Consider the following 12,061-nt stretch of genomic DNA (forward strand, 5'->3'; position numbering starts at 1 on the left):
CTCCACTTTGATCGTGTCGAGATGCAAAATCGCGGGGGCATGCCACAGGTAGGGGGCTGCCCCATGCGTTTACGCTGGCTGGTCGATTTTGGCTCCGGCGGTAGGGGACGAAGCGAATTATAGTAGGCTATAGAATTGAGCCGTCTAAGCTGTGACGTGCCTAGCTAGAGAATACATTTTGCAATGTATAGTATGATTCCATGTGAATTGAAAGTTTGAAAAGGGGGATTTGGGTGGACTGGTTGGTCGAGTTGCCAAGAGATGTGCGCTTGGAGGACATGAGAAATTTTGACAGAAATGGGTTTTTATTTTCTATATTCGTGGATCATTTTCGCGATGATATGACCGATTACTTCTTTAAATCTCATCACTTGAACGTGGCCGAGGGCAAAGATGATGCGGTTTTGAAAGCTATGAATATCGCTATCCTTGTTAGGGGAGTGCTCCGAATATTTGGAGAGCGCGATTTTATGTATGGCGATCGTTTACGACTTTGGTCGGCAGATCCGCAGGAGCCTGTAGCAGAGTTTTCGGCTAAGAGTTTCTTGTCGTCGATGTCGATGCCCTACGAGGCTGTGAGTGTAAAAAATTTAGCAGTTTTATCAGGTGATGGAGGGTATATATCTAATGAAACGTCGGATTTTTGTGCTCTATGCGTTCTTGATGAAAAGATCAGGAATATTGCGCTTACGGTTGGATATCTTGGCGTGAATTGGGTAAGTCTATATGCAATCAAAGATCATCTCGGTTTTGGTGAGCGAGAGTTTTTGGAACGCTATGAAGTTGATCCAAGCGACTTGAAGGCATTTACTGGGATGGCAAATAATTTCAAGGCTCTAGGACCGGCGGCGCGACATGGAGAAAAAGGTTGGGATGCTCCTAAAAAGGTGATGTCTCTAGAAGGGGCGTCCTCTCTTATTCTCCGTGCTGTAAGGCGTGAGGCCGCAATATTGGTGCAAGAACAAAAAATTCGAGATCAACTGCGTGAAATATACTCGCCTTGTTGAAGCTGAAAGTGTCCTAAAGAACTACTTATAACTACAGACTATAGGTAGCTAAAGCTACCCAATCTGCCCCTTACGCCGGGGAGGCGCTACGCGGGCCATTTTGGCCCGCTGCGCGGCTTTTCTCGTGCCTCGTCAGCCTTGCAATGTCACCCCGCCTATCCAGACCTTGCGCCTTACGGGCGCGATCTTGGGCGGTGGATGACAGTTGCCTGTTCCAGTCAACAAGAAGAAAGAAGGGTTCGCTGGCTGGCGCTTATTGCTTTGTGAGCTGAGAAGCCTGGATGTGCGGTGGACGGGTGCAGCTGGTTGCGCCTGCGGCTAGGCCTCTCAGGCTGAGAGTGAGCGGTGGCGGTGAGGTTCTTTCATTTTGTGAATGGCGCGGCGTTGGCCGCGCTTTTCCAGCCAATCGCCCAAAGGGCTGCGGCTGGTTTGTGGGTTCGAAGGGAGAGCATCTCCCTCGCAAGGTCATTGGCTGAAAAACGCAGTTTTGTAAGACAATGAGGATCCTTGCTGGAAAGGTAAGCGTCCGGCCTGACCGCCCTGCCGCGTGGTGAAAGAGGCGGATAGTGTCCACCATTGATAGTGGACACTATGGTGATGGCGTGGCGCGTCGGACGAAGCGACTTTGGACGGATGAGGAGAAGCGTTCGATCTGTTTCCAGACGGCGGCGCCGGGCGTTTCCGTGGCTCAGGTGGCGCGGCGCTACGCGGTGAACGCGAACCTGATCTTCAAGTGGCTGCGCGATCCCCGTTATGCGCCGGACCCCACCTCGGTTGCGCGCCCAGCAGAGGAGGCGCGGTTTCTGCCCGTAGAGATCGTCGCGGAGACCAGGTCTACTCCGGCGGCACCTGCCGCCGAGAACCACATCGAGATCGAGCTGGCGGGCGGTCACCGGATGCGGATCAGCGGCAGCTATGATCCTGAGGCGCTGGCGCGGCTGATCCGGGGACTTTCGGCGTGATCCCGGTTCCGGCCAACACGCGGGTCTGGCTGGCTGCCGGGGTCACCGACATGCGCAAGGGCTTTGCTTCCTTGGCGGCGCAGGCCGAGGCGGTGCTGAAGCAGGATCCTTTCGGCGGGCATCTCTTCGTCTTCCGCGGCCGTCGCGGTGATCTGGTGAAGGTCATCTGGTGGGATGGCCAGGGGGCCTGCATGTTCATGAAGCGGCTGGAGCGGGGCCGGTTCGTCTGGCCCTCGGCCAAGGAGGGGAAGGTGGCGCTGACACCGGCGCAGTTGTCGATGCTCCTGGAAGGGATCGACTGGCGTGCCCCGGAGCGAACGTGGCGGCCCTTGGCAGCGGGATAATCAGGGGGGGCCACAAGAGAATGATTCCCATAAGGAATCCCGTGGGATAAACTCCTTGCATGCTCGATCAGACCCTGACCCTGCCGGAAGATCCCGAGGAGTTGCGCAGCTTCACCGCGCGGCTTCTGGCCGAGGTGAAGGCGCAGGCGATCCTGATCGAGAAGCTGCGGCACCAACTGGCCGGGCACCGGGCACACCGGTTCGGCGCGTCCTCGGAGACGGCAGAACAGCTTCAGTTGGCTCTTGAGGCCAGCGAGATCGCGGCCGCCGCGATGACGGCGCGGATGCGTCTGCCGGACATCGAGGAGAAGGGCAAACCCAAGCGCCGTCCGATCCCGGATCATATCCCCCGGATGGAGGTGGAACTGATGCCCGGCGCCGATGCCTGTGCCGATTGCGGCGGTCGCCTGCGCCGGATCGGCGAGGACGTCACGGAAGAGCTGGAGTATGTTCCTGGGCGCTTCATCGTGAACCGGATTGTCCGCCCCCGGCTGACCTGCGCTTGCTGCGAACGCTTCGTCCAGGCCCCGCTGCCGTCGCGCCCGATCGAGCGCGGTCGCCCCGGGCCGGGTCTGCTGGCCCATGTGCTGGTCAGCAAGTATGCCGACCATCTCCCCCTCTATCGCCAGAGCCAGATCTTCGGCCGCGAAGAGCTCGATCTCGACCGATCGACCCTGGCCGACTGGGTCGGCAAGACCACCACCCTTCTGGAGCCACTGGCCGAGGCCATCGGCGTTGTTGCAGAACTCCGTTTTCTGAGGGATTCACACTGCGAATCCAGTGGGCTAAGGGGCGAGTATGAGCAAGCCTGAGCCGACCCGCTACCGCACGATGAACTGGAAGTCCTACAACGATGCCTTGAAGCGGCGCGGGTCCCTTCTGATCTGGCTGGACAAGGACATGGTTTGGCGCGCACCCAAATCCGGATGCAATGGTCGGCCGCCGGTCTTCTCTGATGCCGCGATCCAGTTCTGCTTGATGGTGAAGGTTCTGTTCGGCCTGCCTCTGCGGCAAACGACAGGGATGGTGGCGAGCATCCTTTCGATGGCCGGGCTCGACTGGCGGGTGCCCGATTTCTCGACCTTGAGCCGCAGGCAGAAGCGCATCACGGTTCAGATCACGAGCCGCCGTGCGCCGGGGCCGCTGAACCTGCTGGTGGACAGCACCGGGATCAAGTTTCTTGGTGATGGGGAATGGCTTGCCCGCAAGCATGGCCCGCATCGCCGACGCCAATATCGTAAGGTTCATCTGGCGATGGACACGGCTACAGGTGACATCCGCGCCGTCGAATTCACCTCAAGCCGTGAAGGCGACAGCCCTGTTCTGCCCGACCTGCTCAACCAGATCCCAGAGGATGAACAGATCGGCACCGTCACCGGCGACGGTGCCTTTGACACCCGACGCTGCCACACCGCGATCCTGGATCGAGGCGGCACCGCTATCATCCCGATCCGGAGGAATGGCCGTCTCTGGAAGGAGGATTGCCCCGCAGCCAGGGCGCGCAACGAGATCCTCCGGGCAACCCAGCGCTTGGGCAGGGCCATATGGAAGCGCTGGTCAGGTTATCACGTCCGAAGCAGGATCGAGGCAAGGATGCGCTGCCTCAAGGCCTTCGGTGAACGCATCTCATCACGAGACCCGGACCGCCAGACCGCCGAAATCCATATCCGCATCGCCCTCATGAACCGCTTCAATGCCCTCGGATCCGCCGAGATCAAACGCGTGGCATGAACTCAACGCGGAAAGGGAAAACTGCGCTCACACACTGACTTCTGCAACAACGCCGTGCTGGAGGGCGTATCCCTTTTACAATTTATCAGAAATACGCCCTCCAGGGTGCAGGAAAGCAGCGGATTTCAAATATATTGGAAATGATGGCGGCCGGTTCTCCGGCCGGGGGCCTCACCACAGGGTCAGTGAACCGTCCGGTTCAAATGAGGAACCTCATCCTCGCTGAGGCCAGCATATCGACGGGTCGGCAGGTTTGGCATCGGGCTTTCAGGCCAGTAATCGCCGTCCTCCTCGAGGAATCCGCCCACCCCCTCCATCGCGTCCAGGTGCTCAGCCTCAACCTCGAGCTCCCGCTGGATGTAGAGCTCATCTTCATCCGGCTCCTCCTCCAGATCGAAATCCCCGGGGGTCAGGGTCATGCGCTCGTCCCATCTTGCCGCGAACCAAGCTGCTATTCGGGATGCCCCGAATTCGGCGATCATACCGGAGAGAAGGCGGGCGCCGTCACCGGAATATGCGACCGGGTAAATCGGGTGGACGCCGGGGCCGACATGGACATCCCACGAGAGACCATCCGGAGAATCTGTAAGGTCGGGCATGGCGAGCTTGGCAATGCTGACAGTGACCTCTTCCTCAGGTGGGAAAGCTGCCAGTGCGACGGGGAGGCCAGCAAAGAGCGGGGTCAGGTATTCAACTGACGGGTCATCGATATTCTTTCTCATTTCGACAGATCCTTTCATGGGGAAGATTTTCGGAGAGGTGGGAGGGGTGGCGGGTTCTCCCGCCGGGGCACTCACCCTCGGCTGGCATATCCGGCGCTCATGCCTCGGCTTCGAAGACATAGAGGAGCTCAATCGCTCGACATGCCGTATGAAGCCGTGCCGTTCGTGTCAGTGGCCTATAGCCTCCCACCACGCCGGCCACCGACTTTGCCGCTCATGCTCCGACGGTGCCGATGAATATGACGACCGGGCGATACTGTCATGAGTGTCACAATTGATACCAGGATACTCGAGCGCCGCCTCCGAGCAGCACCGAAAAAGTTTAAGCGCATCCTCCGCAACTCGATCAATGACGCGGCAAAAGACCTGCGGAAAGATACAAAAGATATCATGCAGCGGGTGATCGATAATCCGACGCCATTCACGACGAAGACCTCAGCGGTCATATCCGACATTCCCCAAGTGGCCTGCCGCTTGACTTCAAGATCGCCTGATTTTGCTCGCTGGGCAAGCGTTTTTCGCCCCGAGCGGTGTCTGTCGTCGCGCAAACGGCCGAAGTCGGGTGGATCAAGCCTCGAACCCGCAGCATTCTGGCCCGGCAGAGCCGCTTTTCCGCGCGGCAGACGGACCTGTCCTGCCGCTTTCGTTCAGCTTGGGCATGGATCGTGGTCATGCGCATGACGGAGGCGTTCGAAGACGGCGGATGGCGGCAAGGACGGCCCGCACCATCGGGCCGGTGACGGCGACCTCGGCCAACTGGAAGGTAATGGCGCGGGCGTGGCGGACGACGCGGGCGCCGATCTTGATCAGCTTGAGTTGCAGGCTGGTCAACGACCAGTCCGCCATGGCCTCGGGCAGTTCGATGCAGCGCAGGAAGGTTGCCAGGTTGTAGGCCAGCGCGTGCAGTTGCAGCCGCACCTCGTTGTGCCGGAACTTCCGGCATGACAGCCGCGTCCAGCGAAAGGCATATTTGCCTTCCTTGATGTGCTGCTCTGCGGTGCCGCGCTGGTTGTAGAACCTCACCACCCAGTCTGGCTCCATCGGCAGGTTGGTGACGATGAAGCCGACTTTGGGGAACAGCTCGCCCGGATGCCATTCGATCTTGGCGATGACGCGGCGCGGCTTGTCCCAGGACGCCGCCTGATACTCGAAGTCCTCGAAGAACCGTTTGACCTTGGTCAGCGAAGGCCGTCCCACGGGCCGTGTCAGCCGATGCGCGATCTTCTCGCGCAAGACGGCGTTGGCGGGCAGACGGATGGCGTAGAAGAACCTGGCTTCTTCCAGCCGCATATAGATCGCGGGGATCGCGTAGGCAGCGTCGGCCCGGAAGAAGCGTCCACCAAGGTCGCGGCCAGCATATCGGGCAATGACGGGATCAAGGACATCCCGCCAGCCATCGGCGCTGTGGACATTGCCGTTACGCGGGGCGCAGCGCTCCAGCATGCCAAACTGGTTGAACAAGAAGATGGGGTGATAGCAGGTGCAGTCGAAATGCCCGTTCCAGGCAGCACCTTCCTGATCGCCGTGGGTGGGGCTGACCGAGCTGTCCATGTCCAGCACGATGTATTTCAACCCGTTGCGGTCATGAAACCGGTCGATCCATTGGCCGTTCAGATCGGCCAGCGCCGCCCGGTTCGCGGCCAGAGCCAGCGTCTCGGTCTCGAACCGTCCCATCTGCGATGCCGAAGCAGCTTGCGCCTCGACGGCCCTGCCGCCAACGACCTGACGCATCACGGGATCGAGGGCCAAGCGGTCGGCATCGTTCACATCCTCGTATCCGGCCAGTCGTCCGAACACCGATTGCCGGAACAATCCGTCAAGCCGATGGAGCGTGTTCTTCCCGGTGCGGCTGTCTCGCAGCGCCTCCGACGCCAGATTGGACAGGCCGAGCACGTCATCAAGCTCGCGCATCACCAGCAGGCCACCGTCTGAACTGATCTGCGCACCACGGAACTCCAGACGCACACGGCGGTCGAAATCAACCCGATCTCCCCGCGCCAAGCCCGCACCCTCCAGGTGATCCATGAAACGCGCCCCTCGCAGCCGTCAACGCCATGATCTATATGCGAAATATCACGATTACGACAGCGAAATCAGCGACTTACTTGGAGAATGTGGGTTTAATGGCTTCAAGGGGGCTCTTGGTCGTGCCTCGATACTGGGGCGGAACTGGACGGTCTGAGCCTGCCCGTTCTTACGCATCCGGGTCAACGTCGTGGAGGATGACTGATTTCGTCATTGCTTATCCCCGCCTGGATAACGAGAATAAGGTATGAACATGCGGTCATCTCCCCATGAGCTCGTCGGCATCGGTCTCTATTCTGTCGGTGATGTGGCTCGGCTCCTCAAAACCCCCGCCCGGACGATCCGGCGCTGGATGGGGGGCTATGACTATGTTCATGAGGGGGAGCGCCGCGAGGTGCCGCCGCTGTGGCAACCAGATATCGGCCAGATCGATGATCAGCTTGAACTGAGCTTTCGAGACCTGATCGAACTACGTTTTGTTCGGGCGTTCGTTGGCATGAGGATGGACCTGCGCGCGGTCCGGAACTGCATGGAGCTGGCGCGTGAATGCGTCCAGTCAGACCGGCCCTTTTCCTCAGGTCGGTTTCGCACGGATGGCAAAACCATCTTCCTGGAGAGCCTTGATCGGTTGGATGAGTCGGCGCTGATCGACCTGCGTAAGAAGCAATACGTCTTCAAGACCGTGGTTGAGCAGACCTTTCGCGACCTGGATGTCGATCAGGATATCGTGCGCCGCTGGAGGCCTTACCGGGGCAAAGACAGTATCGTCGTCGACCCTGAGCGATCCTTCGGTCAGCCCGTGGCGACGCGTTTTGGGGTTCCTTCCGTTGTGCTTGCGCAAGCGGTCGAGGCGGAGGGATCCGTAGCCAGGGTGGCAGCCCTCTATGAGGTGGCGTCCTCCGTGGTGAAAGATGCGGTTCGGTTCCACGAGGAGTTGGCCGCAGCTTGAAGGTGATCGTTGACGAAAACCTTCCTTCCGCAATGGCCAAATCTTTGGCCGCTCTTTTTGTCGCTGAGCGTCAGATCATTCATCTTCGGGAAAGGTTTGGTCCCGGCGTCACGGATGTCGAGTGGATGACCGCTTTGAACCATGAGGGCGGCTGGGTCGTCATTTCGGGCGATAAGCGTATTTCCCGGAACGAGGCAGAACAGGCCGTGTTTCGATCATGACGCTTGATCGCGTTTATTTTCGCCTCCGGACTGCAGAAGGCGCCGCTGCTGAGGAAGATGGAGCGGCTTATGGTCATGTGGCCGAAGATGGAACAGCAGGTCGGGCTTGTAACCGGTGGGGCCATGTTCGAGATTCAGGTTAAGGGCGATCGATTGAAATCAATTTGACGACATTGAGTTTTGCACGGCGAGCGGTTGAATGGGCGACCCTGTCTCCCAATAGATGGTATCTCTGACTTTAGCGACCTGCGGCGCTTCCTCGCCCCCCCTTGGCCGGGACGATCCGATGCCGGATGGCGGCCATCGGAGATCGAGGCCGGCGAGTGCTGTTTGGAGCTGAAACAATTTGTGGAACGCGATGACCGCGGCCCCGGTGGTTAGCAATGCTATGGGCAACGGCTTCCCCTACGCCCAATCGCCGAAGGGGTGTAGTTGCGGCTGCGGGCTTGATTTTACACCATAGTGGTGCAATGCGGCCGACAAGAAGAAGCCGACTTACGATCTGAAATCCATTCAGAATGCCTCCTCGCCTATGTCGGGCAGCCGGGCTGCTGATCCCCGCCGAGGTGAAAAGCATCCGCAAGAGATTGCGGATCTCGCAGCGTGAGGCCGGAACGATCATCGGCGGCGGGCCTAACGCGTTTCAGAAATACGAAACGGGCGACATTCTGGTGAGAAAGGCCATCGACACAGCGCTGCGTCTGCTGGCACGAGCCTCAGCTAGGCTGCAGGAGATTCTGGCAGAAAGCCCAGCTGCTCGTGCGGGGTGATCTAGGGCTTTGCTGAAGCGAATGTGGCAGGCCGGGTTCTTGACGCCCAGAACGAGGCCGGTATTACAGCACACTGCTGGCTCATTGTCCGTCTGCCCCGTATCCGGCATCAAACCATGACTTATTATGCCCGGAAGCCCCATGGCCCGTAAACCCGCCCTCTCCAAAGAATCCCTCACCGCCCTCGGCGCAGAAAAGCTGGCTGAACTTGTCTTCGACGAGGTGCATTTCAATGCAGGTTTCAAACGCCGTGTGAATGCGGCGCTTGCCGGCAAGTCCGGGCCGGAAGCCATAGCGAAGCTGATCGACCGGCGGCTCTCGGGACTTGAGCGGGCGCGCACCTTCATCGACTGGGACAAGGAGCGCGCATTCAGGGATGATCTGCAGGGGCTGTGCGACAGCATCGTCAAGGAGCTTTGCCCCGCCGATGCCGATCTCGGATCATCGCGGCTGATCCGCTTCATAGCAACCCACGATCAGGTCTTCCAGCGTGTCGACGATTCTTCCGGTAAGCTCCAAGACATTTACTGGCAGGCCATAGAGGCCATGGGGTCGGTTTCTGCCCGGCTTTCAAGCGCGAATCTGCCGCAGATCATCATGGCCGCGCTTGGCGAGACGGAACACGGATACCTGAAGCCGATTGCCGAGCGGGTGGTGCCACACCTCTCACCCGAGGTGCTGGCCATCTGGGATGCCGATCTTTCTGAACGGATCGCGGAGCGTGACGCGGCGGAGGCAGGCCAGCGCGCGCGGGAACGCTGGTTCTTTTCCATGACAGGGCAATGGCGAGAGATCCGGCAAATGATCGCGACCGCATCCGGCGATCTGGACCGGCTGATCGCCATTGAGGCGGAAAAACCGGAAAGGGATCGCGACACGCTCGATATCGCGCGCCGGTTGCTGGATGCGGGGCGGCTCACCGAGGCGCTCGACTGGGTGCGGCGCGGTGGCCCTAAAGCGCATCTTCAGCCTTTCGGCGTCGAGGACGAGGACGAAGATCCGCCGGATCGCAGCCCGCTGGTTCGGCAGTCCGAACTCGAGGCGCGGATATTGCGGGCGCTGGACCGCACGCCAGAGGCGCTGGCGCTCCTGTGGGACCGCTTCCGCGATACGCTCGCACCGGTCCTGCTGCGGGCGCATCTGAAGATGCTGCCGGACTTCGAGGACATGGAGGCGGAAGAACGGGCCATGACGCTGGCTCTGGCGCATCCGGACACCATGGCCGCGCTGAACTTCTTCCTCGCATGGCCGCGGCGGGATCTGGCGGCCGGGCTTGTTGTGGCGAGGCATGCGCAATGGGAGGGCCGCGACTGGCACATCCTGCCCGAGGTTGCGGATCAACTGCAGCACGAGCATCCGCTGGCGGCAAGCATCCTTTTCCGGGCGCTTCTTGATGATATCCTGCGGCGGGCGCGCTCCAAGGCCTATGGGCACGGGGCGAAGTATCTGCGCCAGCTTGATTTGCTTGCGGCAGAAGCGGATGCGGATCCCGCGCGGCCTGCGGATTTCGATGTTCATGAGGCGTATCGCGCGAAGCTCCGTGCCGATCATGGGCGAAAATCCGGGTTCTGGGCACAGTTCGGCGAGCCGCTGTCAGTCGCGAAATCAGATTCATTCAAGAGAGGACGACGACCGATTTGGAATCTCGGCGACTGATCATCAGTCAGCGCCGAAGAATTACGTCTGGCGCTGGCGATGTTGCTGGAACGGCGGAGCGCCATCGAACCAGAGATCGGTCATATGAAATCGGGCGGCCGTCTGGCCATATGCCCTCTGAGGGGCATGATCGACTTTCCGTATTCGCCGTGCTCAGGGCTTTTGGGGCCACACCTCCGATTGGTCTGCCAAGGTTATTATCGGCTGGCCCCGTCCATGTCACCTGCACGGGGGATCGTTCGCCCAGCACGGGCTTGTCGTCGCATCTCATCGGACACCTGCTGCCCGATCCGGCGGAGCTGGCAGCCCCGCAAACCGAGCTAGCGGCACTGCGAGGCGGTCACGATCAAGGATGCACCAACGGCAGAGGTGCGCCGAAAGGCGCTGGCCGAAGCATGGGCTGCCGATCCGGCATGCGCGGTGGTGAGCTCCGACCGACGTGCTGATCGGCATGCTGTTGCAGTCACGCCGTTTCGATGGGACGTGACGCCACAGAGGTGCCTTTTTCGTGGCGCAGAATCCACGTTTCAAGTAGAGAACTCCTTGACAATGAACCGCCCGCAGGGTCGGGCGTTTAATGATTCCGGCTACACTTCTAATGAGAGGGGAGGCGAGCATGATGACGACACGGCAAATTCTCGCCCTTCTCAATTCGCATATTGAGGGCGACGAGGATCAGTTCCTTTCGGTGGCGTTGCAGATCGCGGCGCAACAAGCCCGTGAGGGGAAACCCGATGACGCGGAGAAACTGAAGCGTCTTGTGCAGAAGGCCCGCGATCAGCGCCGTCTTGGGGTTCCGGCGGGCGGGCAGACCCCGATACCGATGGCTCGGCCGCGCGCCGAGCTTCAGGGACTTGTAGAAAGCACCTATCCCAAGACCACCTTGGCGAGCATGGTGCTGCCGGATGATGCCAGGAACCGTCTGGCCCGTGTCGTGCGGCAGCAGCAGGAGCGAGCCACGCTTCGGGACTTCGGGCAAAAGCCCGCGACGCATCTGCTTCTTGTCGGGCCGCCGGGCACCGGCAAGACCATGACGGCCTCGGCGCTGGCCGGGGAACTTCGACTGCCCTTGTTTACTGTTCGGCTGGAATCCCTGTTCAGTCGCTACTTTGGCGAGACGGCTGCAAAAATGCGCATCCTGTTCGATCAGATTGCGCAGACTCGGGGCGTTTATCTTCTCGACGAGTTCGACGCCATCGGCGCACGGCGGGGCGATCCGAACGACGTGGGCGAAATCCGCCGGGTGCTGAACTCGGTGCTGGCCTTCATGGAGGAGCCGAACTCCACGGATAGCCTCGTGCTGGCCGCCACCAACCATGTCGAAATTCTCGACGAAGCATTGGCTCGCCGTTTTGACGAAGTGGTCGAATATATGCTGCCCGACGCGGCGGCTGCGCGTGCGATCATTGAAAAGCGGCTTGGCAAGTTCAAGGTGAGTGCGCGGTCATGGCCTGCTTTGGCTGCTGCGCTAGACGGACTGAGCCCCGGGGAATTGGTCCGGGCTGCGGACTCGGTGGTAAAAGACGCCATTATTGACGGTGTGGCAAAGATTTCGGCTGACGCGCTGCGTTCGGCTCTGCATGATCGCCAGACGTTCAAGGGTAAGTTTCGGAAGGGCTCCGATCTGTAGCTTTGCCCGTGGAGCGTGAGTGACTGGCTTATTGAATTGCAGAG

General features: G+C 60.1%; 10 protein-coding genes and 1 pseudogene. 9 read left to right on the forward strand and 2 right to left on the reverse strand.

The window, feature by feature from the left end:
* The first annotated feature begins 233 nt into the window (after positions 1 to 233).
* The 5 genes and pseudogenes from PARN5_RS24235 (at position 234) to PARN5_RS0112750 (ending at position 4,044) form a co-directional block, all read left to right on the forward strand.
* Positions 234 to 1,007, forward strand: a complete 774-nt coding sequence (locus PARN5_RS24235; protein WP_157403986.1) for a hypothetical protein — start codon at positions 234 to 236, stop codon at positions 1,005 to 1,007.
* A gap of 566 nt (positions 1,008 to 1,573) precedes the next feature.
* The gene (locus tag PARN5_RS0112735) at positions 1,574 to 1,969 is read left to right on the forward strand and encodes a transposase (RefSeq protein ID WP_018000155.1); all 396 of its coding nucleotides are present in this window, start codon (positions 1,574 to 1,576) and stop codon (positions 1,967 to 1,969) included.
* Entirely contained in the window at positions 1,966 to 2,313 is a 348-nt protein-coding gene (tnpB, locus tag PARN5_RS0112740; protein ID WP_018000156.1) for an IS66 family insertion sequence element accessory protein TnpB, read from the forward strand. Before PARN5_RS0112735 ends, tnpB begins: the two co-directional genes overlap by 4 nt.
* Positions 2,314 to 2,372: 59 nt before the next feature.
* A pseudogene (locus tag PARN5_RS22100) lies at positions 2,373 to 3,044 on the forward strand (transposase); the annotation flags it as partial.
* Positions 3,045 to 3,111: 67 nt separating this feature from the next.
* Positions 3,112 to 4,044, forward strand: a complete 933-nt coding sequence (locus tag PARN5_RS0112750; RefSeq protein WP_026155396.1) for an IS5-like element ISPpa3 family transposase — start codon at positions 3,112 to 3,114, stop codon at positions 4,042 to 4,044.
* A gap of 182 nt (positions 4,045 to 4,226) precedes the next feature.
* Here PARN5_RS0112750 and PARN5_RS0112755 read toward each other — a convergent pair whose 3' ends face one another.
* Both PARN5_RS0112755 and PARN5_RS0112760 read right to left on the reverse strand, forming a co-directional pair.
* On the reverse strand, positions 4,227 to 4,766 hold the full coding sequence (locus tag PARN5_RS0112755; RefSeq protein WP_018000159.1) for a hypothetical protein: 540 nt from the start codon (positions 4,764 to 4,766) through the stop codon (positions 4,227 to 4,229).
* Positions 4,767 to 5,435: 669 nt separating this feature from the next.
* The gene (locus PARN5_RS0112760) at positions 5,436 to 6,791 is read right to left on the reverse strand and encodes an IS1380-like element ISPme1 family transposase (protein WP_026155397.1); all 1,356 of its coding nucleotides are present in this window, start codon (positions 6,789 to 6,791) and stop codon (positions 5,436 to 5,438) included.
* A gap of 253 nt (positions 6,792 to 7,044) precedes the next feature.
* Between PARN5_RS0112760 and PARN5_RS0112765 the strand changes: the two genes are divergently transcribed.
* The 4 genes from PARN5_RS0112765 (at position 7,045) to PARN5_RS0112780 (ending at position 12,017) form a co-directional block, all read left to right on the forward strand.
* Positions 7,045 to 7,740 (forward strand): hypothetical protein, encoded by a 696-nt coding sequence (locus PARN5_RS0112765; RefSeq protein ID WP_198289584.1) that lies wholly within the window; start codon positions 7,045 to 7,047, stop codon positions 7,738 to 7,740.
* Positions 7,741 to 7,742: 2 nt separating this feature from the next.
* Positions 7,743 to 7,961, forward strand: a complete 219-nt coding sequence (locus tag PARN5_RS24585) for a hypothetical protein (RefSeq protein WP_232419384.1) — start codon at positions 7,743 to 7,745, stop codon at positions 7,959 to 7,961.
* A gap of 911 nt (positions 7,962 to 8,872) precedes the next feature.
* A complete protein-coding gene (locus PARN5_RS22110) occupies positions 8,873 to 10,387 on the forward strand; it encodes a DUF6880 family protein (RefSeq protein ID WP_018000163.1) in 1,515 nt (504 codons plus the stop codon).
* A 616-nt stretch (positions 10,388 to 11,003) separates the two neighbouring features.
* A complete protein-coding gene (locus PARN5_RS0112780; RefSeq protein WP_198289587.1) occupies positions 11,004 to 12,017 on the forward strand; it encodes an ATP-binding protein in 1,014 nt (337 codons plus the stop codon).
* Positions 12,018 to 12,061: the final 44 nt, after the last annotated feature.

Source organism: Paracoccus sp. N5 (genome assembly GCF_000371965.1).
Taxonomy (GTDB): Bacteria; Pseudomonadota; Alphaproteobacteria; order Rhodobacterales; family Rhodobacteraceae; genus Paracoccus.